We start from the raw sequence: 23,137 nt of genomic DNA, 5'->3' as shown, positions 1-23,137 counted from the left end.
AAACTATTTCAGTATCCGAAAAAAAGTGTCAAAAAAATGTAAAAGAAGTGTCAACAGTTGTAAAATTTAATAAAATTGTAGGTTATTTGTATCAATATGATTCAAAAGAAACTTTTTTCACTTTTTTTATTTCTGCTTTTACCATTTTTTATTTGGAGCTTTTATCCTCAGAAAAAAGAAAATATAGACTTTTCTAAAAAAGTAAAAATTGCTTTAAGGCAAGTAGGAAATCAATTATTACTTACCAATAAAGATTCTACATCATTAGTTTTACCAATAAAAGAGATTGATGATTTAAAATTTAGTATTTCTTTTGAAAAAGAACTTTTTTTTGAACCAAGTATACTTGTAAAAAGTATTAAAAACAATTTAGAAAAAACATCAATTCATAAAAATTATAGAGTAGAGGTTGTTGAATGTTTAAATAATGAAGTAGCATATAGTTATGAGATAAACTCAAAAAAAGAAAAAACAATTATTCCTTGTGCAGGAAGAGTTTTACCTATAAAATGCTACATTATTGATGTACAATTTCTAGAAAAAAAAGAATCAATTTTTAATTATAATTTACTTTTTTATTTTTTTATTCCTTTAATTATTGGAATTTTATATAGAATGTTTTTTAGGAGTAAAAAACAGAAAAATGAACAAGAAAACAACAATAATAAACCTCTTTTTTTAGGGAGTTTTATTTTTTATCCAGAGCAAAATAAGTTGGTACAAAAAGCCAAAGAAATAGCATTGTCTAAAAAAGAATGTGAGTTGTTAAAGATTTTTGTTTTAAACGTAAATCAGGTTATAAAAAGAGAAGAGCTTACCAAAAAAGTATGGGAAGATAATGGAGTAATTGTGGGTAGAAGTTTAGATACTTACATTTCTAAATTAAGAAAAAAACTACAAGAAGATAAAAATATTAAGCTAACAAATGTACATGGAGTTGGTTATAAGTTAGAGACAAAATAAAAAAAAGACGAATATTTCTGTTCGTCTTTTTTTTACATCATTTTTTGTTTTAATTATTTAAATTAAAGTTTAAATAAATAGATAAAGATTGTTTTGGAGTAACATTACCACCAAATAAATTATGAGAAATTGGTAAGGTGTAATTTGCACCAATAATAAAATTTTTGGTGGTTATTTCTGCACCAAAAGTTCCGTTAAAAACGTTACCATCTGTTTTCGGAATTTCTTCTTGATATTGTTCAATTTTATCATAAATATTACCAGAAAGCCCTATAAATGGCAAAAGCATGTATTTTTCTTTAGAAATTGCATAAAAGAAATTAGAAGCATAACTAAACTGATTCCCAAACTTATATTCATTCTTATTTTCATTTTTAAAATAGTAAGTTAAACTAGTATTTACACCAAATTTATCTGCTCCATAACTATGTGCAAGTCCCAAAATACCGTCTAAACTACCAGTTCCTAACTGAAAACCAGGGTTTACTCTGTCTGTTAAAATTTGTTCGAATTTACCTGTTGGTAATTTTGCTCCCAAACCAATTTCTAAAGAATGTCCTGAAGGTTCTTTTTGTACGTTTGTATACAATTTAGCCTTTTCTTCATCTACTTTTTTGTAAAACTTAAATTTGTACCAACTCATTATTGTTGCGTCTCCAAAACCATTAATATTTTCTTCTCTGTCTGTATAAGTTCTTTTTAAATCTTGATATGGTAAAATGGCACTCACATATAATTTTTCATTAATAGGCAATCTTCCCCAAAGTTGATAGGTATGAAAATTTTCTTCGCTTGTTGGCGAGTTTGTAAAAATACCATCTTTAGATTCAAATGTTTGATAAATATATCGCACACCAACAAAGCTAGCGTTGTTTAAAGTTCCTAAACCAAAAGAACCACTGCTTGTTGAGCATCCGCATAAATCGCAAAAGAAAAACTCAAAAGAATCTGGCTCGTGATTAGAACAATTTTTATAATTATGATTTGCAAAACTTTGATAACTAAGCAATACAAATCCTAAAAAGACTATTGATTTTTTTATTTTAATATTCTGCAAAACGTTCATCATTTAAAAATGTATTATCTGTTAATGTATTTAAAAAAGCAATTAAAGCAGTTTTTTCATCCGAAGTTAAATCGATACCTAAACTGCCATTGTTTTTTACTAATAAAGGATCTACAATTCCTCCATTTTCGGTCATTCCACCTGTATAAAAATTAAGAACGTCTTCTAAGGTTCCAAATCTTCCATCGTGCATATAAGGAAAAGATAAAGCTACGTTTCGTAAACTTGGTACTCTAAATTTGTAAAAATCAGATTCGTAACCAGAAACGCGTTTTCTACCTTCTTCTTCTGGGAATTTTGTATTGTAAGGAACTCCGTTATTTCTGTAAGTTTTATCAGTAAATAAAGCACCAGAATGACAAGTGGCACATTTATTATTAAAAATTTCTAAACCTTCACTTTCTGCTGTTGTAAAAGTTGCATTTTCTTCGTTTCTAACAACTTTATCGTATTTAGAATTGCCAGAAATCATAGTTACCATAAACTGAGAAAGTGCTTTTAACATTCTTTCTGATGTAACTTCTGCATCACCAAAAGCATTGGTAAATAATTGTTCATATTCAGTATAAGAACTCAATTTTGCCAAAACAGAAGGTATGGTTTCATTCATTTCTACTTCACTTGTAATAGGTATTATAGGTTGTAGATCTAAATGAATTGCTGCTCCATCCCAAGTAAATTCAGTAAAAAATGCTAAATTTTGTATAGGTTGTGTGTTTCTAAATCCTGTTGCACCATCAACTCCATGACTAACAGTGTGTCCATGATGTGTAAATGCAGATGCCTGTTCATGACAAAATCCGCAGGCAATAATATTATCTGAAGCCAATCTGCCTTCGTAAAATAATTTTTTACCTAAAGCAACACCTTCATCAGTTAAAGGGTTTTTAGATAAATCATATTCCAAATCCGGGAAATTACTAGGTACTTGCAAGTCTATATAATTGGGTACAGCAGTATAAACTTCCTCTTTATCACAAGAAATAAACGAGCTGATTGCTAAAAAAAATAGAATTATTTTTTTCATATTTATAATTAATACGCAACCAGATAAATTCTGGTTGCGTTATCTAAAAAAAGATTAATTATGTACGTGATCTACTACAAACATACCATTAACATTGGTTGCAATTTGTGGTGATTTTACTGCATCTACATGAATTTGAGCAGCATCGTCTAACAAAAAGGTTGTTGTACCAGATAAAATATTAGCAAGATCTGCAACTACATGAATTTCTGGAGTTGAGTTTGTTCTTACTCTTGCAGAGTTTGTTAAACTTAAAGTAACTTCTTTGTAATTGTCTACAGAAGAACCATGACTACCCATATGAAATGCAAAAGCAGTTTCTGTAGTGGTTACGTCTGATGTGTAAAGCCCTTCAAAAACAAAAAACTTATAACCAGCTTGCCAAGACCACATCATACCTGCATCTTGTGCCAAGGTTAAAAAGTCTCCTTGACCAGTTGCGCCTTCTAAATATTTTTCTTGATCTACACCAATACCAAAAGTAATTTTTGTGTAATCTGCTGCAGGTATATTAGAAAGGCTTATAAATTGAGAATCTGTATCTGTTTCGCTTACAATAAAGTAAGAATCTTCTTTTGGATAGGTAAAAACCTCTCCTTCCTCGTTTTCTAAACGGATGTTACTTACAATGTACTTTACATCAGAAATTTTAATTTCTTCAGATTCATTAGCAGAATAAGAAGCAGTGCTTAATAATAAATCTGATGTTAAATAAGAATTATCGAATTCTAAGGTAACTTTACCTTCTCCTGTAATTATTTCTTCGTCTTCTGATGAACAAGCTGTAATTGATAATGCAATAAATGATGCAATTAAGTATTTTGTGATTTTCATGATTTTCTTTTTTAAATACGTGTTTTTTTAATCGTATTTTAGTTCTTAGTAAATAGATTTTAATTTGTTGTAGCACAACAGGTTTTTATAGAAAAAAATCTATAAAAAGTGTACTAAAAAGGTTTTAGTGTAATAACTATTTAAGAAAGAAAATCTGGTGGTTGTTCTAATTTATTTAGAAAAGAATAAGAGTGTAAAGAGTTCTTGTTTCTGATTGTTTTTTTCTGATAAAACGTGAAATGTTTTGCAAGGTATTCGTCGTTTTTTTGAAGAAAAACAGGAAAAAAAGCATCAGTAATAATGTTTATACCTTTTACATCATCATCAGAAGTATCTATATCATTAGAAATTTGTTTTGCTAAATGACATTTACCATTACATTGTAACTCTGGTTTATTTTTATTTACACAATAAGTTTCTATAATGTAATCTATATTTAATTGATAATAGCCAATATATGCCAAGTGATATATGGGTCTAAAAGCAAAAGCTATAAATACTATTATGCAGATCGTTTTTTTCAGAAAAAAAATTTTTGCAAATATAAAATTTACTTAGGAGTTTAGTTTACTTATGTAAGTTAAAATTTAGGTTTTAATTACAATAAAATTAAAAAGCCTATTTTTGCGTTTGTAATTTTATAATTTTAATAAACGCACTTGTTAAATTACTATTCATATCCTCATAAAACCGCTAAAGAATGGGTAACTTTTGTACATGGTGCAGGAGGTAGTAGTTCTATTTGGTACAAGCAAGTTCGCGATTTTAAGAAGCACTTTAATGTGTTGATTTTAGATTTAAGAGGTCATGGAAATAGCAAGCCAAAGCTAAAGGATACATTTAATCCTAAATATACTTTCGATTCTATAACTGCAGATATTGTTGAGGTAATAGACCATTTAAAAATTGAAAAATCTCATTTTGTAGGTATTTCTTTGGGTACAATTTTAATAAGAAATTTAGCTGAAAAAAAGCCAACATTAGTACAAAGCATGATAATGGGTGGTGCTATTATTAAAATGAATTTTCGCTCGCAAGTATTAATGAAAGTAGGTAATATTTTTAAATCTGTAGTGCCTTATATGTTATTGTACAAGCTGTTTGCTTTTATAATTATGCCAAAGAAAAATCATAAAAAATCAAGATCACTCTTTGTAAATGAGGCTAAAAAATTATATCAAAAAGAATTTTTACGTTGGTTTAAATTAACATCAGAAATTAATCCTTTATTGCGTTTTTTTAGAACTAAAGATATTAATATACCTACATTTTATATTATGGGTGCAGAAGATCATCTGTTTTTACCATCCATAGAAAATATTGTAAAGCTGCATAAAAAAGCATCACTTTTTGTAATTGAAAATTGTGGACACGTGGTTAATGTAGAGCAACCAGATGCGTTTAATAGCCAAACAATTCGTTTTATTACTTCTTTAAAAGGATAGTTAAATTACTTGTAAAATTGGTTAACCAATTTCCTTAATTTTTAACTTTTTGTCTATTTTTTCTCATTTATTTTTTTCTTCTGATAAAATTATAATTCTATAAAACCCTTTATTGGTAGGGTTTTCGAGATGTTTTATCTATATGTTTTTTGCTAAATAATTACAAATAAAATAATCTTTTTATAGGTTTTTATGAAGTATCTTTGCTGTATAAAAGATTTTAATATGAATCAGATAATTACATTTGGAGAGGTATTAATGCGAATTTCTCCACGTGGAAATAAAAAGTTTATTCAATCTAATAATGTTGAGTTTTATTTTGGAGGTACAGAAGTAAACGTAAGTATTTCTATTGCCAATTTTGGTGGTAACGTAAAACATATTTCTTGTATTTCTGATGATTTTATAGGTGATACAGCTATTTCTTATTTAAGAAAATTTGATGTAAGCACTTCTGCAATTGTACGTTCTAGAAGACCTTTAGGTGTATACTTCTTAGAAGTAGGTGCAGTTATGAGACCTAGTTCTATTTCTTACAACAGATCTCACTCTTCTTTTTCTGAAATTCAACCAGAAATGGTAGATTGGGAAAATGCATTAAAAAAAGGAAAATGGTTTCATTGGACAGGGATTACACCTGCTTTAAACAAAGGAAGTAGAGATACTTTATTAGCAGGTTTAAAGTTGGCTAAAGAAAAAGGAATGCAAATTTCTGCAGACCCAACTTACAGAAGTGGACTGTGGAAATATGGAGAAGACCCTAAAGAGGTTTTAACAGAGTTAGTAAGTTATTCTACCATATTTATAGGTGGTGTAAATGAAATAAATGAACTTTTAGGTACAGATTATTCTTTTTCTAATGAAGATTTTATTAAAGCTAGTAAAGAACTAATAGAGAAATTTCCATCTATAGAAAAAGTTTTTGATAAAATTAGAACTTCAATTAATTCTTCTTGGCATAAAATTAGAGCCAGAATGTGGAATGGTAAAGAGTTTAAAGAAACTGAAGATTTAGATATTACACATATTATAGATAGAATTGGTACAGGTGATGCTTATGCAGCTGGGATAATTCATGGTTTACAAAAATTTGACGATTATAAAGCTATGGAATTTGGTAGCGCAGCTTGTGCAATAAAACATACGTATATGGGGGATGTAAATTACGCCACAGAAAGAGATGTAATTAATATTTTAGAAGGAAATACAACTGGTCGTTTAAAACGATAGGTTTAAGATACAATATAAAAAAAGGCAAGAAAGTTAATCTTCTTGCCTTTTTTTATATCTTTTTTTAAGAAGGATTCATTAAATCCTCAATTTCATCTGCTTCTATGGGTATGTTTTGCATCAAATTAAATGGAGATCTATTTTCTTGAATTACAACATCATCTTCTAAACGAATACCAAAACCTTCATCTGGTATATAAATACCTGGTTCTACTGTAAAAACCATATTTGCTTGCATTGGTTCGTATAGTAAACCATAATCATGGGTGTCTAAACCAATGTTATGACTTGTGCCATGCATAAAGTATTTTTTATAAGCTGGCCAATTAGGGTCTTCATTTTGTACATCAGCTTTGTCTAATAAATTTAATTTTAACAATTCTGATGTCATTACTTTACCAACTTCTACATGATACTCTTTCCATAAAACACCAGGATTTAGCATTTTAGTAGCTTCTTTTTTCACATGATTAACAGCATTGTAAACCGCCTTTTGTCTTTCAGTAAAACGACCAGATACAGGTATTGTTCTAGATAAATCACTTTTATAATTTGCGTATTCTGCAGCAATATCAAACAAAATTAAATCGCCACTTTTACATTGTTGATTGTTTTCTATATAATGCAAAACATTGGCATTATTTCCTGATGCTATAATTGGTGTATAAGCAAATCCTTTAGATCTGTTTTTTACAAATTCATGTAATAATTCTGCTTCAATTTCATATTCCCAAACATCTGGTTTTACAAAGTTTAAAATTCTTCTGAATCCTTTTTCAGTAATGTTGCAAGCATGTTGCATTAAATCTAATTCTATTTGATCTTTTACAGAACGTAAACGTTGCAAAATAGGATTGCTTTTTGCTACAGAATGTGCAGGATATTTTGCTAATAACCATTTTGTAAATCTATCTTCACGAGTTTCTGTTTCTACAGCAGCTCTGTAATGTTCATTGGTATTAATATAAAAACGATCTGCATAGGCACTCATTTCGAAAAGTACTTTTTCTAAATCTTGTAACCAATACACAGTTTTAATACCAGAAGTAATAAATGCAGCTTCTTTGGTAAGTTTTTCACCTTCCCAAACTGCTATATGTTCATTAGTTTCTCTAACAAAAAGCACTTCTCTTAAACTTTCATTTGGGCAATCAGGAAAAAGTAGCAAGATGCTTTCTTCTTGGTCTACACCACTTAAATAAAAAATATCTCTATGTTGCTCAAAAGGCATTGTGCTATCTGCACTAATAGGATAAATGTCATTAGAGTTAAAAACAGCAATACTTTTTGACTTCATTTGTGAAGCAAAATTTTGACGATTTTTGATAAATAAGGCTGAGTTTATAGGATGATATTTCATATGAAATTGAATTTACTATACAAATGTAATGATAATATCATCAGAAAAAAATCAAGCTAAAAACGTTTCTTTTTAGGAGCTCCTGTTCTTCCTCTTCCAGAAGAGGAGCCAGCTGGTTTATTTCCTTTAAAATGAGGTTTTCTTTTAGGTTTACTTCCTTGAGAGTTTGCACTTTTTTTCTTACCAAAAGAACCTTTACTTTGTGTAGCAGCTCTTTTTGGTGCAGTAGTATCTGTTGGCTCAAAACCCTCTACAATAGTAGAATTTAATTTTTCTTTGAGTAGTTTTTCTATTTCTTTTTGATATTCAGTTTCTTCGCTACAAACCAAAGAAATGGCTTCTCCTTTTGCACCTGCTCTACCTGTTCTACCAATTCTGTGTACATAATCTTCAGGTACATTTGGTAATTCGTAATTGATTACGTGTGGTAATAATGGAATATCTAAACCACGTGCAGCAATATCAGTTGCTACTAATATTCTAATGGAATTATCTTTAAAATCTCTTAATGCTTTTGTTCTTGCTCCTTGACTTTTATTTCCATGAATGGCAGCTGCAGAAATTTTGGATTTTATTAAATTTTGAGTTAATCTATTGGCACCGTGTTTTGTTCTGGTAAAAATTAAAACTTGGTTCCAATTATTTTCTTTTATCAATTTAACAGTAAACTCTGTTTTTCTTTTTTTATCAACTTTAAAAACACTGTGTGTTACTTTTTTTGCAGTAGAATTTTGTGGAGCAGTTTCTACCTCTACAGGATTTTTTAAAATACCATTAGCAAGCTTTTTTATATCCTTAGAAAAAGTAGCAGAAAACATTAAGTTCTGACGTTTTTCTGGCATAAAACTAATAATCTTGTTAATGTCTCTAACAAAACCCATATCTAGCATTCTATCAGCTTCATCTAAAATTAAAACATCGATTCTTTTAAAAGACACCGCTTTTTGATCGTGCAAATCGAGTAATCTACCAGGTGTTGCTACTAAAATATCTACACCTCTTTTTAGTGTAGCAATTTGCGATGCTGGTTTAACCCCACCAAAAACAACTGCAGATTTTATGTTTACGTATTTACTGTATTCTCTTACATTATCGTAAACTTGTGCAGCTAATTCTCTTGTTGGTGTTAAAACTAAAGCACGTAAAGGTCTATATTTTGGGTGTTTTGTTTCTGTTAAATATTGTAAAACTGGTAAGGTAAAACCTGCTGTTTTTCCTGTACCTGTTTGTGCAGATGCCAAAACGTCTTTTCCTTGTAAAATATGTGGTATTGCTTTTTGCTGAATAGGAGATGGAGTTGTGTATCCTTTTTCTTCTACTGCTTTTATAAAGGCATCAGATAAGCCTAAAGATTTAAATGTCATAAATGGTATTTAAGAAACAATTTTTTCATCATTTCTAATAGAATGCAAATGTAGGTTGATTCTTTTGCTTATGTATTGTTATTTACTGTAAATAAAAAAAGATGCATTTAAGCACCTTTTTTTTATCTGTACTATTTTAATATTTATCTTCTTTTGGCACGACTTCCTCGTAAAATACCAACTAAAAATAAAATTACAATGGCACCAGTAGCACCAACTATAATATCTTCTAACCAGTATGGGTTTACGTTAATTTTTATGCCTAATTGTCCATAAAGCCAATCACCAACAAAACTACCAGCAATACCAATAATAATATTTACTAATAGTCCAAAACCATTATCTCTCATTAATACATCTGCTATATAACCACAAATAGCACCAATAATTATCGTGTACAATAATCCCATTTTTAAAAAATTTAATTGATTAATTAATCGCAAATTAATAAAAATTAACAGTAAATTCTAAAAGAAGTCCTTAAAAACTAATATTTTAGTCAAAAAAATAGCCTTATACAGGTAAATTATAACCAATCAATAACTAATACTTCCTTTTTTTATGAAAAAAGCATTACTCTTAAGTTTCGTTTTATTTTCAACAATTGTTTTTGGTCAACAAAAAACCACAAGCGCATCAGACGTAAATCAATCTTTAACCAAGAAATCTAAAATGATGACTTCTTCTTTGGTTAAAAACATCAATTTTACAAATATTGGACCAACTGTTATGAGTGGTAGAGTTGTAGATGTTGCTGTAAACCCTAATAATACAACAGAATTTTATGTTGGTTATGCTTCAGGTGGTTTATGGTATACAAATAATAATGGAACCACTTTTACACCTCTTTTAGACAATTCTCCAACACAAAATATTGGTGATATTGCTGTAGACTGGAACTCAGGAACAATTTGGGTAGGTACAGGAGAAAAAAATTCATCAAGATCTAGTTACGCAGGTATAGGTATGCTAAAATCTACGGATAAAGGTAAAACTTGGGTAAATGTTGGATTGTTAGATTCTCATCATATTAGTAGAATTGTCATCAACCCAAATAATACTGATGAAGTTGTAGTTGGTGTTATTGGTCATTTATATTCATCAAACAAAGAAAGAGGAATCTTTAAAACTGTTGATGGTGGTAAAACTTGGACAAACCCTTTATTTATTAATAATGATACAGGGGTTATAGACGTTGCTTTTGCGCCAGAAAACTTTAATATTATGTATGCTGCTTCTTGGGAAAGAGAACGTAAAGCTTGGAATTTTGATGGTGATGGAAAAAATTCTGCAATTTATAAAAGTACAGATGCAGGAAGTACGTGGACAAAAATTAGCGATAAAAGTGGTTTTCCTGTAGGTGATGGAGTAGGTAGAATTGGTTTGGCTGTTTTTAACGCAAATACAGTGTATGCTTTGCATGATAGTCAATTTAGAAGACCAAAAGATGCAGATAAAAAAACTTCTTATGAATTGTCTAAAGACGATTTTAAAACCATGTCTAAAGACGATTTATTAAAATTAGAGGATAAAAAATTAAATACCTATTTAAAAAACAATGGATTTCAAGAAAAATACAGAGCTCAAAATGTAAAGCAAATGGTTAGAGTAGGTTCTGTAAAACCTGTAGATTTAGCAAGTTATTTAGAAGATGCCAATTCTATGTTATTCGATACTCCAGTTATTGGAGCAGAGGTTTTTAAAACTACAAATGGTGGTAAATCTTGGAAAAAAACTCACACCGATTTTTTAAATGGTGTGTACAGTTCTTATGGTTATTATTTTGGAGAAATTAGAGTAGATTTACAAGACGAAAACGGAATTTACGTTTTAGGTGTACCTATCATAAAATCTAAAGATGGTGGAAAAACGTTTACATCTATCAGTAGAGAAAACGTGCATTCAGATCACCAAGCTTTGTGGGTAAATCCTAAAAAATCGGGTCATATTTTAAATGGTAATGATGGTGGTTTAAACCTTTCTTATGATGATGGAGAAAACTGGACTAAATTAAACGATCCTGCAGTTGGTCAATTTTATGCTGTGTATGCAGACAATCAAAAAAACTATAAAGTGTATGGTGGTTTGCAAGATAATGGAGTTTGGGTTGGCGCAAACAATGCAAGAATTGATAAGCGTTGGCAACAATCAGGTCAAAACCCTTACGAATCTATTATGGGTGGAGATGGTATGCAAGTTCAGGTAGATGATAGAAATCCGAATATTGTGTACACAGGTTATCAATTTGGAAACTACTTTAGAATTGATAGAGAAGGAAGAAATACTTACATTCAGCCAAAACATACTTTAGGCGAAACTCCTTATCGTTTCAATTGGCAAACTCCTATTTTATTGTCAAAACACAATCAAGATATTTTATATTTAGGTGGTAATAAATTACACAGATCTTTAAATCAAGGTGATGATTGGGAAACCATTTCTGACGATTTAACAACTGGAGGTAAAAAAGGAAATGTTGCTTACGGAACATTAACTACAATTTCAGAAAGCTCTTTTCAATTTGGATTGATTTACGTAGGTTCTGATGATGGTTACATCAACCTAACAAAAAATGGTGGAGGTTCTTGGTCTAGAGTTTCTAACAATTTACCACAAGATTTATGGGTTACAAGAGTAATTGCTTCAGCTCACAAAAAAGAAAGAGTTTATGCAACTTTAAATGGTTATAGATCTGATGATTTTACACCTTATGTGTATATGTCTGATGATTATGGGCAAACCTGGAAAAATATTGGGGAATCAATTCCTACAGCTGCTGTAAACGTAATTAAAGAAGACCCAGCAAATGAAAATGTTTTGTATTTAGGTACAGACAATGGTTTATATGTTTCTTTTGATAAAGGAACTTCTTGGAGTGTTTTTAGTAAAAACTTGCCAAATGTTGCAGTACACGATTTGGTAGTTCAGCCAACAGCAAAACATTTAATAGTTGGTACACATGGTCGTAGTTTATATAAGGCAGATATTGCACCTATTCAAAAAATGACCAAAGAAGTTTTATCAAAATCTACCCATATTTTTACTATTTCAGATATTAGACAAAGCAGAAATTGGGGGCGTTCTAGGAGTCAGTGGAGAGCTGCAAACGAGCCAGAATTGAGTATTCCTTTTTACTCTAAAACTAAAACAAAAACGGTTGTAAATATTTATAAAGATGATGTAAAAGTAAACTCAATTTCTGTAGATGCAGATAAAGGGTTTAATGCATTTTCTTTTGATGTAACTTTCTCTAAAAATGGTCTTAAAGCGTATAAAAAAGCCAATGAAAAAGCTAAAGTAAAAGCCGCTCAAAATGATGTTTACTATTTGCCAAAAGGTAAATATGTAGTAAAAATTGGTGATGCTAAAAGTGATTTCCAAATTAAGTAATTTTTTTAAAATAGCTATTTTACAAACCTCACAGATTTTAATATTTGTGAGGTTTTATATATTTGAATTATGAAGACTTCAGTAATTTGTTTTTGCTTGTTTTTAGCTATTACTATAAATGCACAATCTAATTTTAATAAGTTTTTAAAGCTATCTAAACCTTTAAAGAGTTGGGTGGCCTTGCACCCTTTTAAAGCAAAAAAAGCTTTATTGATTTCTGAAGAAACCATAAGAATATCAGATTCTATTGCTAAAACAGATTTATTAGATGGTGATGTTTCTGGTGGACAAGTAGATGCTTTTAGACACGCCTTTTGGATGGCAAGATTGCATCAAGAAATTGGTAAATCTGCAGCTAAAACTTTAGGAAAAGCGCATGAAAAAGAAAATTACCTAACTTTTAAAAAGAATAAGTTAGAAGATGGTTTTTTGCCAGATAAAATATCTTCAGATATGGATTTATGGAATAATGAACAAGGTTTAAAGCTAATAGTAAAAGGAAGTGAAACCTCTAAAAACGGATTAATATTTAGAGTTATTAACGCAATTTTAGCAGGTAAAATGAAAATTATCAAAAAAGATAAAAAAGGTAATTTTTTAAATTGTAAAGGTGATGTTATTCTTACAGAAGATTTAAAAGGAAAATGGAAGAATAATAAATGTTTGGTAACATCTAACTCTCAAAATTAAAATCAGTTTAAACTTAACTTAATTATTACATAACAAGGCTGTTATTACTTTTATAAATCATAATTTCTTAATAGAAGTATAATGGTTTATAGAACAATAATTCCTTATTTATTTACAATACTTACAGCTTGTTTAGGTATTTATATCTATAATTTATTTTTAGATTTTTATATAGATGATGCAGCCTTGTATGGAACTTTAAGTAAGCACATGATAGAAACTGGCGATTTTCTATCACTAATTCACAATCATAAAGATTGGTTAGATAAACCACACTTTCCTTTTTGGGTTGCTGCTTTGTTCTTTAAATGTTTTGGTGTAAGTCCGTTTTCATATTTTTTACCAATTACACTTTCTATTTTTGGTTCGTTTATTTACACTTTTAAATTTGCTAATAAATATTATCACAAAACTACTGCTTGGTTAAGTGTTTTTGTTTTGGCAACTGCACAATATACTTTTATGGCAAGTACAGAAGGTAGAATAGAACCTTATTTAATGTTGGCAATTATTGCTAGTATTTATCATTTTGATGCAGGTTTTTATCAAAAGAAATTAGGCCATTTAACTTTGGTTTCTGTATTTGTTGCTATTGCAATTATGACCAAAGGTATCTTTATAATTGTGCCTATTTTTGGCGGAATTTTTGGACATCTATTTTACAATAAAATAAGCCTAAAAGAACTAATTTCCTGGAGATGGGTTTTTATTTTTCTGTTGATTTTTATTTTCATTTTACCAGAAATTTATGCACTATATGTTCAGTTTGATAGTCAATTAGGTAAAGAGGTTTTTGGTAAAAAAGGAGTTTCTGGAATCAGGTGGTTTCTTTGGGATAGTCAATTTAGTAGATTAATAAATTCTGGACCAATTACAAGATCTAAAGGAGATGTTTCTTTCTTTTTACACACCTTAGTTTGGGCTTTTTTTCCTTGGTGTATTTTGTTATATATAGCTTTTTTTAAAAGAGGAAAACAATTATTTAAGAAAGATAAAATAGCAGAAAATTATACTTTTTTTGGTGGTCTATTTATGTTGATGCTATTTTCGATATCTAAATTTCAATTACCACATTATATTTCGATTGTTTTTCCTTTTTATGCAGTTTTGGTGGCAAATACTTTAAATAATTCTTTTTCAAAAAAAGAGAAAAAAATCATAAACATAACACAATTATTATTTATAGTTTTAGGTGTGTTTCTATTGTTTTTTTTAACGATAATTTCTAAGTCAAACATCTATTTTACATCAATATGTATTTTATTATTGGTTGCTGTTATTATAAAATTAAACAACATTAAGTTAACTAGAACAATTAAATATGTAGTGTTTTCTGGTTGTATATCTATTGTGTTAAATTTATATGCAAGTGTAAATGTTTACGCTAAGGTTAGCAATTATAGAGCAGGTATATATGCAGCAGAGTACTTAAATGATAATTATGCAGCTAAATCAGTAGTAACTATTGGTAAAATACCTAATGTATTCGATTTTTACGCTAATTCTTCAGTAACCAAGTTTAGAGTTTTACCAAAAGACGAAAAATTAGAATCAGAATTTGTGTTGTCTTTTTTAATTGATAGTGTTAGTACAGCAAAAATTTTAAAAGATTATATAATAGAAAAAAGGTTTAGGCATTATAATCAAGAGAATATTCAACTAAAGTTTTTTTACCCTAAAAAAAGAGCAAATAGTTTAACAGAATTTGTACTTTATAAAAGAAAGGATGAAGCTTTTTTAACTCAATTATAAAATAAGCTAAGTTTTTAGAACTTTTTTTGCAATGTCTTTTTTGCTAAAAAAGAAAGTTTATAACTTTTTAAGTTATAATTACTTAAAAACGTTTAAAAATAACATTTTTTAAGCTTTTTGTTAAACGTTTAACCAATTTATTTAAAATAGTTCTAAATACCATTGAAAACGTTCTAATTTCTTTGCTATCCATTTGTTTAAGGTGTATTTTTGTAAACACAATTTTAACTTAACTACACAATGAGCGGATTTTTCAAATCTTCAATTGGAAGGAAAGTAGCAATGGCGCTTTCTGCTTTCTTCCTCATGTTTTTTTTAATAATGCATTTATCAGTTAATTTACTGTCACTTTTTAGTGAAGATGCATTTAACACAGCTTCTCATTTTATGGGAACAAATCCTTTAGTCCAATTTGCATTACAGCCAGTTTTAATAATTGGAGTTGTTTTTCATTTTGTAATGGGTTTTATTTTAGAATTAAAAAACAAAAAAGCACAAGGAGTTGCTTATGCTAAAAACAATGGAGCAGCTAATTCTACATGGATGAGTAGAAATATGATTTATAGCGGAATTGCAATTCTTGCTTTTATCATTTTACACTTTATCGATTTTTGGATTCCAGAATTAAACACAAAATATGTTGTTGGAGATATGTCTGGAATGCACAATGGAGAAATGAGATACTTTCATGAATTAGTAGAAAAATTTCATAGCCCATTAAGAGTTGGTGCTTACGTAATTGCATTTGTGTTTTTAGGTTTGCACTTAGCACATGGTTTTACTTCTGCTTTTCAATCTATGGGTTCTACAGCAGGTCGTAAAAAAGCATTACAAAACTTTGGTAAAGCATATTCAATTATTATTCCTTTAGGGTTTATAATTATTGCATTGTATCATCATTTATTTAATAACCATTAATCTTAATATTAGCATGGCTTTAGATTCAAAAGTACCAAAAGGTCCAATTAAAGATAAATGGACAGATTATAAAAATAAAATTAATTTAGTAAACCCTGCAAACAAACGTCATATAGATGTTATAGTTGTAGGTACAGGTTTAGCAGGTGGTTCTGCTTCTGCAACATTAGCAGAATTAGGCTACAATGTTAAAGCATTTGCATATCAAGATTCTCCAAGAAGAGCGCATTCTATTGCAGCTCAAGGAGGTATTAATGCAGCAAAAAATTACCAAGGAGATGGCGATTCTACTTACAGATTATTTTACGATACTGTAAAAGGAGGAGATTATAGATCTAGAGAAGCAAACGTATATAGGCTTGCTGAGGTTTCTGCAAATATTATAGATCAATGTGTGGCACAAGGAGTACCTTTTGCACGTGATTATGGTGGTTTGTTAGACAATCGTTCTTTTGGTGGGGTTTTAGTTTCTAGAACTTTTTATGCAAAAGGGCAAACAGGTCAGCAATTATTATTAGGAGCTTATTCTGCAATGAATAGACAAATTGCTCGTGGTAAAATAGAAATGTTTAACAGACACGAAATGTTAGACGTTGTTATTGTTGATGGTAAAGCAAGAGGAATTATAGCACGTAATTTAATTACAGGAGAAATAGAAAGACACTCAGCACATGCTGTTGTTGTTGCTTCTGGTGGTTATGGAAACGTATATTTCTTATCAACCAATGCAATGGGTTCTAATGTTACTGCAGGATGGAAAATCCACAAAAAAGGAGCTTATTTTGCAAATCCATGTTATACACAAATACACCCAACATGTATTCCACGTTCAGGAGATTATCAATCTAAATTAACATTGATGTCTGAATCATTAAGAAATGATGGTAGAATTTGGGTGCCAAAAAACATGGAGGATGTTTTAGCAATTAGAGAAGGTAAGAAAAAACCTACAGATTTATCTGAAGCAGAAAGAGATTATTATTTAGAAAGACGTTACCCAGCTTTTGGTAATTTAGTACCAAGAGATGTAGCATCTAGAGCAGCAAAAGAACGTTGTGATGCTGGTTATGGAGTTAATGCAACTGGTGAAGCTGTGTATTTAGATTTTGCTTCTGCAATTACTAGATATGGAACTGAACAAGCAAAAATTCATAATATTAACAATCCTTCTGATGCAAAAATATACGAATTAGGTCAAAAAATAGTTGAAGCTAAATATGGTAACTTATTTCAGATGTACGAAAAAATCGTAGATCAAAATCCATACGAAACTCCAATGATGATTTATCCTGCAGTACACTATACAATGGGTGGTGTTTGGGTAGATTATAACTTAATGACAACCATTCCTGGATGTTATTGTATTGGAGAAGCAAACTTCTCTGATCATGGTGCAAACAGATTAGGAGCCTCTGCATTAATGCAAGGTTTAGCAGATGGTTATTTTGTATTACCATATACTATTGGAGATTATTTAGCTGATGATATTAGAACAGGAAAAATATCAACAGAAACTCCAGAATTTGAAGCAGCAGAAAAAGAAGTAAAAGACAGAATAGATTTCTTTGTAAATAATAAAGGAACAAAATCTGTAGATTATTTCCATAAAAAACTTGGTAAAGTTATGTGGGATAAAGCAGGTATGTCTAGAAACGAAGCTGGTTTAAAAGAAGCAATGGCAGAAATTAAAGCAATTCGTGAAGAATTTTGGAAAGAAGTTTCTGTACCTGGAGGCTCTGACGAATTAAATCCAGAATTAGAAAAAGCAGGTAGAGTTGCAGATTTCTTAGAGTTAGGAGAATTATTTGCAAAAGATGCTTTAATGAGAGAAGAATCTTGTGGAGGACATTTTAGAGAAGAATCTGCAGAAGAATCTGGACCACAAAAAGGTGAAGCAAAACGTGATGATGTAAACTTTGCATTTGCTGCTGCTTGGGAGTATAAAGGAGAACCTGCTGATGCAGTTTTACATAAAGAAGAATTAGAGTTTAACGACATTGAATTGAAACAACGTTCATACAAATAAAAGACAGAATGAATTTAACACTTAAAATTTGGAGACAAAAAGACTCGAACGCAAAGGGTCAAATGGTAGACTATAAAGTGACTGAAATTTCAGAGCATATGTCTTTTTTAGAAATGATGGATGTTTTGAACGAGCAATTAGTAAACTCTGGTGAAGAACCTGTTGCTTTTGATCATGATTGTAGAGAAGGTATTTGTGGTATGTGCTCTATGTATATTAATGGAGAAGCTCATGGACCTGATAGAGGCGTTACAACTTGCCAGTTACATATGCGTATGTTTAAAGATGGAGACACTATTACAATAGAACCATTTAGAGCTGCTGCTTTTCCTGTAATTAAAGATTTAATTGTAGATAGAAACTCTTTCGAAAGAATACAACAAGCAGGTGGTTATATTTCTGTAAATACTTCTGGTAATACACAAGATGCAAACTCTTTACCAATTTCTAAACATGCAGCAGACGAAGCAATGGATGCAGCAACTTGTATTGGTTGTGGTGCTTGTGTAGCTACTTGTAAAAACAGTTCTGCAATGTTATTTGTAGGTGCTAAAGTATCTCAATATGCATTATTACCTCAAGGACAAGTTGAGGCTGCAGACAGAGTGCAAAATATGGTAGCTCAAATGGATTTAGAAGGTTTTGGAAACTGTACAAACACAGGTGCTTGTGAAGTAGAATGCCCAAAAGGAATTTCTTTAGACAACATTGCAAGAATGAACAGAGAGTTGATGAAAGCTAATATATAATAACTGTTTTCATTTCTAATACTTTTCTCTTTTTAAGAGAAAATTGTATCGAGAAATTTCATGAAAATTATAATAATAAAACCCAAAACTAAAATTTAGTTTTGGGTTTTTTCTTGAGAACGATGAATAGTTTTATTTAAAACCTTTAAAAAATTCTTCAGGAGAAATTTCTAATTTTTCTAAAATTTCTAACAATCGAATAGTATCTAATTTTGTTTTGCCAGTTTCTATTTTGTAAAAACCACTAGAGGTTAAATTTAAAAGCGCTCCTAAATCCCATTGCGTTAAACCAAGTTCTTTACGTCTTTTAACAATTCGCCTTAAAATAGCTTTAGACTTCTTTACTAACCTCTCTTTTTCTTTTTCTTTTTCTTTCATTTCAATTTTTAAAGGATAAAAATAAGCTAAAAAAATCACTTTTTTACTTTCCATTTTGGCATCCCCATTTATGGGGAGAAAGTCAACTCCCCATAAATGGGGATGCCAAAACAGCCATAGAATTATTTTTATTTCTGATAAATCTTTCTCAAATTTGAACAAAAGAAGTTGCTATGAAAAAGAAAACTTCTTAATAAATTGTTATTATGGATGAACTTGTTTCATTAACAGTTAAGAAATATAAAAATCTTGCAAATAAAAGCACCATTTTTTCCACAAGTTTTTAGGTGTTATTTAAACTTGTTGAATCAGCTAAATACACCAAAATATATTTTAATAATCATTTTAAAAATTAGAAAAAATAAAAAAAGTAATTTTAAGTTTAGTGTTTGTATTAGCAATAGGTGTTAGTTTTATAAATGCAAATTCATCGAATGATGAATTTTTACCCATAACAAATGAAGTTATTGATGTTGTTGAAGATTTTGGTTGTGCAAGAGATTGTGTTGATAGGACATTAGATCTTTTTGAAGATTCAACTGTTGACCTTCCCCAACAAGAAACAGTTATGGCACTTTATTTAATGCAATATGAAAAATGCTTTAAATTTTAATGTTAAAAAAAAAGTGAAGTTGCATTAAATTTTTAGTGCAACTTTTTATAATCTATAAAAGAATATGAAGAAAATACTATTTATTTTGCTCGTTTCATCTTTATCTAGAGTTTGTGGTCAATCCATAAAAAATGGAGAAATAATATACAAAATTAGTGTATCTAAAGAAAATATTAAGGAGTATAATGAGAAAAGAAGAATAAAATTCAAAAATAAGTTTGCAATTAAGTACTGGGATGATTTTTATCAAGAATCTAACTATACAGAAGGAGTCTTGAAGTTTAATGGATTAAAATCGTCATATCAAATAAAGAAAAAATTAAAAAATGAAGGAAAAATAAGTTTAACGACATTAGATATTTTCGCTGGAGGTAGAAATATTTATTTTGTTGATATTCTAAAAAAAGAAACAATAGTTCTAGACAGCCGTACATTAGGTGAAAGTTTTTTGATAAGTTATGATTTTCAAAAATGGGAACTGACCCAGAATTTCAGAATAATAAATGGTTACAAGTGTTATTTGGCTAAATCTGAAACAATTGGGGAAAATAAAAAAACTATTTTAGCTTGGTATACTAATGATATCCCAACTACTTTTGGACCAATGTTTTACTCTGGACTACCAGGTTTAATTCTGGAATTAGATGATGGAACTCTAAGTTATAAAGCTAAAAAAATTAAATTAAATAATAAGAAAAAAATTCTAATTGAAGAAAAAGGAAATGGTATAAGTATAACAAGAGAAGAATTTTTAAAACTTGCAAAAAAATCTTTTCCAAAAGAGTTATTCAAGAATAAATAATCATAATTTAATAATGTAAAATAGTTGAAAAATGTTTTTTGAAAGTTCAGCCAAAATTAGAATGGAAAATGACGCAAGAGACAAAACATACAGGAGGTTATTTGTGTAATAGAATTATAAAGAAAGTAATTTTCTCAATTTTTGAAAATTGAGATTCGTTTTGTAAAAAAAAAGCTAAATAATGTGTTTTAAAATCAATTAAAAATGAAGAGTTTAAAATTTTACATCTATTTTTTTTTAAGTATTAACTGTTTTTCTCAAAGTGGAGAAATAATTTACTCAGCAGAAATAATGCCTATAGATTACAAAAAAAAACTAAATAATGATACTATTCCTGAAACACAAAAGACTTATTTAAGAAATGTTTTAAAGAAACAGCTAGCTGTGTTGTATCAATTAGTTTTTAATAAAAATGAATCTTTTTTTGAAAAACAAAAACCAATGGAAATAGAAAGAAGAGGATTTAATTTAACAGTATCAAAAATGGGTAAAGGTGTCTTTTACACCAATAAATTTCAAAATCGAACCTTACATCAAAAAGAATATGTTGGTCAAGAATTTTTGATATCCATAACTCCTTATGAATGGAAATTAACTCAAGAAAAGAAACAGATAGGTAATTATACCTGTTATAAAGCAACTACTAGCAAATTTGTTGAGGGGAGAAATGGAAAAATGGAAAGAAAAGTAGTTGCTTGGTACACCAATGAAGTACCTTTTAATTTTGGACCAAAAGATTACAATGGTTTACCTGGTTTAATTTTGGAACTACAAGAAGATATTTTGCTGATAAAAGCTACTAAAATATCATTAAACCCAAAAAAGAAAAAGCTGATTAAAAAGCCAAGCCAAGGTGAAAAAGTAACGTTAAAAGAATATAATGCAATTGTAAAAGAAATGTATAACAGTCGTTTTAAAAGAAATTAAAAACCTTCGCTTGCGGAAATAAGAAATATAAAACCTTGTAAATAAATAGTAGACATAACTAATGCATACAATTAATATTAACATAGCACTCCTGTTTATAACAGTAGCATTATTTAGTCAAAAGAACTCGAATATTAGAATAACTTATGAGGTTGGTTTAAAATTATATAAATCTGGAGAGTCATTAACTAAAGAGAAAAAAAGTTATAATGATTTTATGAAGGATTTACCAAACAAAACTTACATCTTAGATATTAATAATGAGCATTCTATTTTTTATACAGATAAAAAAATGAATATTGATGTAAAAAGTAAACTCGATTTAGTCTCGGCTTTTATTGGTAATGGAGTCTATTATCATAATGCAGAAACAAATATAACTTTAAATCAAAAAAACACTTTAGGAGAAGATTTTATAATAGAAAATGAAGTAAAATATATTTGGAATCTTTCTCAAGAAAAAAAGAAAATAGGTGATTATATCTGTTTTAAAGCAACAACAACCCAAAAATATATTAATAGAATAGGAGAAACAAAAACTAAACAAATTGTGGCTTGGTATAACCCAGATATTCCAATTAATATTGGGATAAAAGATTATCATGGGCTTCCAGGAATAATAATATCTCTAGATGAAGGAGATGTTTATTATGAATGTGTAAAAATTGAGTTAAACTTAATAGAAAACCTAAATTTATCAAAACCATACAAAGGAAAATATGTTACTAAAAAAGAATATAATGATATTCTCAAAACAGGTTTTACAAAGAAGTTCGGAATAAAAAATAGATAAAAATAACTTATTTGAAACCTTAATAAATTCTTTTCGTTCTTAAAAGTAGTACGTCAATTATAAGGTAAAGCTATGAAATTTAATCTATTGCTAATTTATTTATTTTTTTCAACAACCATTTTTTCACAACAATTAACTGGCAAAGTAACTTATATAGTTTCTATGGAATCATATTCAAAAGAAAAAATAGATTCCATATCTAAAAAACTCAAGACAAAAAAAGTAAAAATGGACAAATGGATGCGTGATGTTTTTGAAAACACACCCAATGTAAATGCCTATTTAGAGTTTTCTAATGATGAGTCTTTATATTACGTAGAGGATAAAATGCAAAATGATGGAAAACCCATTTTTAATGTAAATAGAACTTTTGCTGGTGGAGATCGTAGATATTACAAAAACACAAAAACGAATGAGTATTTTAATGAAAGTAACACTTTTGGAGAATTATTCTTAATAGAAATTAATCCAAAAAAATGGAAAATAACACAAGAGTCTAAAAAAATTGGTAGATATCTATGTTTTAAAGCAATTGATATTGAGTCAACCAATAAAAAGATTAAACCTGTAGTTTGGTTTACTCCAGAAATACCTGTTAGTTTTGGACCTTTAAAATATAATGGCTTACCTGGTTTGGTGCTTTTAGTAGAAATGCATAGAAGAACTATTAGTGCATCAGAAATAATTATAAACCCTAAAAAAGAAATTGTAATTAAAAAACCTACAAAAGGTAAAAAAATGACAGCAGAAGAAGCTAGAAAAAGAGGAGAAGCGTTTTGGAAAACTATTGAAAAGCAATAAACTGTTTTT

The 23,137-nt window shown here is 29.1% G+C and carries 22 protein-coding genes; 14 read left to right on the top strand and 8 right to left on the bottom strand.

From position 1 onward, the window contains the following. Positions 1 to 96: 96 nt before the first annotated feature. Positions 97 to 963 carry a winged helix-turn-helix domain-containing protein gene (locus ACJJVK_RS04570; protein WP_405563649.1) on the top strand — a complete coding sequence of 289 codons (867 nt, stop codon included), beginning with the start codon at positions 97 to 99 and terminating at the stop codon, positions 961 to 963. Between the two features lie 49 nt (positions 964 to 1,012). Here the strand turns inward: ACJJVK_RS04570 and ACJJVK_RS04565 are convergent, their stop codons facing one another. The 4 genes from ACJJVK_RS04565 to ACJJVK_RS04550 all read right to left on the bottom strand — a co-directional run bounded on the left by ACJJVK_RS04565 (position 1,013) and on the right by ACJJVK_RS04550 (position 4,354). Then, positions 1,013 to 2,032 (bottom strand): hypothetical protein, encoded by a 1,020-nt coding sequence (locus tag ACJJVK_RS04565; protein ID WP_405563648.1) that lies wholly within the window; start codon positions 2,030 to 2,032, stop codon positions 1,013 to 1,015. After that, positions 2,007 to 3,056 carry a cytochrome-c peroxidase gene (locus tag ACJJVK_RS04560; protein WP_405563646.1) on the bottom strand — a complete coding sequence of 350 codons (1,050 nt, stop codon included), beginning with the start codon at positions 3,054 to 3,056 and terminating at the stop codon, positions 2,007 to 2,009. The genes ACJJVK_RS04565 and ACJJVK_RS04560 overlap by 26 nt, the downstream gene beginning before the upstream one ends. Before the next feature lie 54 nt (positions 3,057 to 3,110). Continuing rightward, entirely contained in the window at positions 3,111 to 3,890 is a 780-nt protein-coding gene (locus ACJJVK_RS04555) for an MbnP family protein (protein ID WP_405563644.1), read from the bottom strand. 140 nt (positions 3,891 to 4,030) lie between these two features. Next, entirely contained in the window at positions 4,031 to 4,354 is a 324-nt protein-coding gene (locus ACJJVK_RS04550; protein ID WP_405563641.1) for a hypothetical protein, read from the bottom strand. A 195-nt stretch (positions 4,355 to 4,549) separates the two neighbouring features. On the opposite strand from ACJJVK_RS04550, the gene ACJJVK_RS04545 reads away from it, so the two are divergent. Then, the gene (locus ACJJVK_RS04545; RefSeq protein WP_405563638.1) at positions 4,550 to 5,335 is read left to right on the top strand and encodes an alpha/beta fold hydrolase; all 786 of its coding nucleotides are present in this window, start codon (positions 4,550 to 4,552) and stop codon (positions 5,333 to 5,335) included. Positions 5,336 to 5,560: 225 nt separating this feature from the next. Then, positions 5,561 to 6,565: a sugar kinase gene (locus ACJJVK_RS04540; protein ID WP_215994247.1), complete on the top strand. Its 1,005-nt coding sequence runs from the start codon at positions 5,561 to 5,563 to the stop codon at positions 6,563 to 6,565. A gap of 64 nt (positions 6,566 to 6,629) precedes the next feature. On the opposite strand, the gene ACJJVK_RS04535 is transcribed toward ACJJVK_RS04540, so the two are convergent. The 3 genes from ACJJVK_RS04535 to ACJJVK_RS04525 form a co-directional block, all read right to left on the bottom strand. Next, positions 6,630 to 7,925, bottom strand: coding sequence for an aminopeptidase P family protein (locus tag ACJJVK_RS04535; RefSeq protein ID WP_405563635.1), 1,296 nt, complete (start codon positions 7,923 to 7,925; stop codon positions 6,630 to 6,632). Between the two features lie 56 nt (positions 7,926 to 7,981). Beyond that, on the bottom strand, positions 7,982 to 9,289 hold the full coding sequence (locus ACJJVK_RS04530; RefSeq protein WP_215994249.1) for a DEAD/DEAH box helicase: 1,308 nt from the start codon (positions 9,287 to 9,289) through the stop codon (positions 7,982 to 7,984). 143 nt (positions 9,290 to 9,432) lie between these two features. Then, the gene (locus tag ACJJVK_RS04525; protein ID WP_215994250.1) at positions 9,433 to 9,699 is read right to left on the bottom strand and encodes a GlsB/YeaQ/YmgE family stress response membrane protein; all 267 of its coding nucleotides are present in this window, start codon (positions 9,697 to 9,699) and stop codon (positions 9,433 to 9,435) included. Between the two features lie 151 nt (positions 9,700 to 9,850). On the opposite strand from ACJJVK_RS04525, the gene ACJJVK_RS04520 reads away from it, so the two are divergent. The 6 genes from ACJJVK_RS04520 to ACJJVK_RS04495 all read left to right on the top strand — a co-directional run bounded on the left by ACJJVK_RS04520 (position 9,851) and on the right by ACJJVK_RS04495 (position 18,814). Then, positions 9,851 to 12,679: a glycosyl hydrolase gene (locus ACJJVK_RS04520; RefSeq protein ID WP_405563632.1), complete on the top strand. Its 2,829-nt coding sequence runs from the start codon at positions 9,851 to 9,853 to the stop codon at positions 12,677 to 12,679. Between the two features lie 69 nt (positions 12,680 to 12,748). Further along, the gene (locus ACJJVK_RS04515) at positions 12,749 to 13,369 is read left to right on the top strand and encodes a DUF6973 domain-containing protein (protein WP_405563630.1); all 621 of its coding nucleotides are present in this window, start codon (positions 12,749 to 12,751) and stop codon (positions 13,367 to 13,369) included. A gap of 81 nt (positions 13,370 to 13,450) precedes the next feature. Continuing rightward, positions 13,451 to 15,121 (top strand): ArnT family glycosyltransferase, encoded by a 1,671-nt coding sequence (locus ACJJVK_RS04510; RefSeq protein WP_405563627.1) that lies wholly within the window; start codon positions 13,451 to 13,453, stop codon positions 15,119 to 15,121. A gap of 240 nt (positions 15,122 to 15,361) precedes the next feature. Next, positions 15,362 to 16,039: a succinate dehydrogenase cytochrome b subunit gene (locus tag ACJJVK_RS04505; RefSeq protein ID WP_405563625.1), complete on the top strand. Its 678-nt coding sequence runs from the start codon at positions 15,362 to 15,364 to the stop codon at positions 16,037 to 16,039. A 13-nt stretch (positions 16,040 to 16,052) separates the two neighbouring features. Further along, positions 16,053 to 18,065, top strand: coding sequence for a fumarate reductase/succinate dehydrogenase flavoprotein subunit (locus ACJJVK_RS04500; RefSeq protein ID WP_405563623.1), 2,013 nt, complete (start codon positions 16,053 to 16,055; stop codon positions 18,063 to 18,065). A gap of 8 nt (positions 18,066 to 18,073) precedes the next feature. Then, positions 18,074 to 18,814: a succinate dehydrogenase/fumarate reductase iron-sulfur subunit gene (locus ACJJVK_RS04495; RefSeq protein WP_405563621.1), complete on the top strand. Its 741-nt coding sequence runs from the start codon at positions 18,074 to 18,076 to the stop codon at positions 18,812 to 18,814. A 132-nt stretch (positions 18,815 to 18,946) separates the two neighbouring features. Here the strand turns inward: ACJJVK_RS04495 and ACJJVK_RS04490 are convergent, their stop codons facing one another. Further along, positions 18,947 to 19,246 (bottom strand): helix-turn-helix domain-containing protein, encoded by a 300-nt coding sequence (locus tag ACJJVK_RS04490; RefSeq protein WP_405563619.1) that lies wholly within the window; start codon positions 19,244 to 19,246, stop codon positions 18,947 to 18,949. Positions 19,247 to 19,577: 331 nt separating this feature from the next. Here ACJJVK_RS04490 and ACJJVK_RS04485 point away from each other — a divergent pair, with 331 nt between their 5' ends. The 5 genes from ACJJVK_RS04485 (at position 19,578) to ACJJVK_RS04465 (ending at position 23,128) form a co-directional block, all read left to right on the top strand. Further along, positions 19,578 to 19,805: a hypothetical protein gene (locus tag ACJJVK_RS04485; protein ID WP_405563617.1), complete on the top strand. Its 228-nt coding sequence runs from the start codon at positions 19,578 to 19,580 to the stop codon at positions 19,803 to 19,805. 64 nt (positions 19,806 to 19,869) lie between these two features. Next, positions 19,870 to 20,607, top strand: a complete 738-nt coding sequence (locus ACJJVK_RS04480) for a GLPGLI family protein (RefSeq protein WP_405563615.1) — start codon at positions 19,870 to 19,872, stop codon at positions 20,605 to 20,607. A 204-nt stretch (positions 20,608 to 20,811) separates the two neighbouring features. After that, positions 20,812 to 21,534 carry a GLPGLI family protein gene (locus ACJJVK_RS04475; RefSeq protein ID WP_405563614.1) on the top strand — a complete coding sequence of 241 codons (723 nt, stop codon included), beginning with the start codon at positions 20,812 to 20,814 and terminating at the stop codon, positions 21,532 to 21,534. A 61-nt stretch (positions 21,535 to 21,595) separates the two neighbouring features. Next, positions 21,596 to 22,327, top strand: coding sequence for a GLPGLI family protein (locus ACJJVK_RS04470; protein WP_405563612.1), 732 nt, complete (start codon positions 21,596 to 21,598; stop codon positions 22,325 to 22,327). A gap of 72 nt (positions 22,328 to 22,399) precedes the next feature. Continuing rightward, entirely contained in the window at positions 22,400 to 23,128 is a 729-nt protein-coding gene (locus ACJJVK_RS04465; protein ID WP_405563610.1) for a GLPGLI family protein, read from the top strand. Positions 23,129 to 23,137: the final 9 nt, after the last annotated feature.

It is taken from the genome of Polaribacter sp. Asnod6-C07, assembly GCF_045063625.1.
Taxonomy (GTDB): Bacteria; Bacteroidota; Bacteroidia; order Flavobacteriales; family Flavobacteriaceae; genus Polaribacter; species Polaribacter vadi_A.
This window is presented reverse-complemented; position numbering and strand designations above follow the sequence as displayed.

Coding starts and splice junctions, on each gene's coding strand:
- ACJJVK_RS04565 (WP_405563648.1), bottom strand. CDS start 2,032: ATGATGAACGTTTTGCAGAATATTAAAATAAAAAAATCAATAGTCTTT.
- ACJJVK_RS04465 (WP_405563610.1), top strand. CDS start 22,400: ATGAAATTTAATCTATTGCTAATTTATTTATTTTTTTCAACAACCATT.
- ACJJVK_RS04540 (WP_215994247.1), top strand. CDS start 5,561: ATGAATCAGATAATTACATTTGGAGAGGTATTAATGCGAATTTCTCCA.
- ACJJVK_RS04515 (WP_405563630.1), top strand. CDS start 12,749: ATGAAGACTTCAGTAATTTGTTTTTGCTTGTTTTTAGCTATTACTATA.
- ACJJVK_RS04570 (WP_405563649.1), top strand. CDS start 97: ATGATTCAAAAGAAACTTTTTTCACTTTTTTTATTTCTGCTTTTACCA.
- ACJJVK_RS04480 (WP_405563615.1), top strand. CDS start 19,870: ATGAAGAAAATACTATTTATTTTGCTCGTTTCATCTTTATCTAGAGTT.
- ACJJVK_RS04555 (WP_405563644.1), bottom strand. CDS start 3,890: ATGAAAATCACAAAATACTTAATTGCATCATTTATTGCATTATCAATT.
- ACJJVK_RS04490 (WP_405563619.1), bottom strand. CDS start 19,246: ATGGAAAGTAAAAAAGTGATTTTTTTAGCTTATTTTTATCCTTTAAAA.
- ACJJVK_RS04535 (WP_405563635.1), bottom strand. CDS start 7,925: ATGAAATATCATCCTATAAACTCAGCCTTATTTATCAAAAATCGTCAA.
- ACJJVK_RS04530 (WP_215994249.1), bottom strand. CDS start 9,289: ATGACATTTAAATCTTTAGGCTTATCTGATGCCTTTATAAAAGCAGTA.
- ACJJVK_RS04475 (WP_405563614.1), top strand. CDS start 20,812: ATGAAGAGTTTAAAATTTTACATCTATTTTTTTTTAAGTATTAACTGT.
- ACJJVK_RS04525 (WP_215994250.1), bottom strand. CDS start 9,699: ATGGGATTATTGTACACGATAATTATTGGTGCTATTTGTGGTTATATA.
- ACJJVK_RS04520 (WP_405563632.1), top strand. CDS start 9,851: ATGAAAAAAGCATTACTCTTAAGTTTCGTTTTATTTTCAACAATTGTT.
- ACJJVK_RS04510 (WP_405563627.1), top strand. CDS start 13,451: ATGGTTTATAGAACAATAATTCCTTATTTATTTACAATACTTACAGCT.
- ACJJVK_RS04505 (WP_405563625.1), top strand. CDS start 15,362: ATGAGCGGATTTTTCAAATCTTCAATTGGAAGGAAAGTAGCAATGGCG.
- ACJJVK_RS04500 (WP_405563623.1), top strand. CDS start 16,053: ATGGCTTTAGATTCAAAAGTACCAAAAGGTCCAATTAAAGATAAATGG.
- ACJJVK_RS04470 (WP_405563612.1), top strand. CDS start 21,596: ATGCATACAATTAATATTAACATAGCACTCCTGTTTATAACAGTAGCA.
- ACJJVK_RS04560 (WP_405563646.1), bottom strand. CDS start 3,056: ATGAAAAAAATAATTCTATTTTTTTTAGCAATCAGCTCGTTTATTTCT.
- ACJJVK_RS04495 (WP_405563621.1), top strand. CDS start 18,074: ATGAATTTAACACTTAAAATTTGGAGACAAAAAGACTCGAACGCAAAG.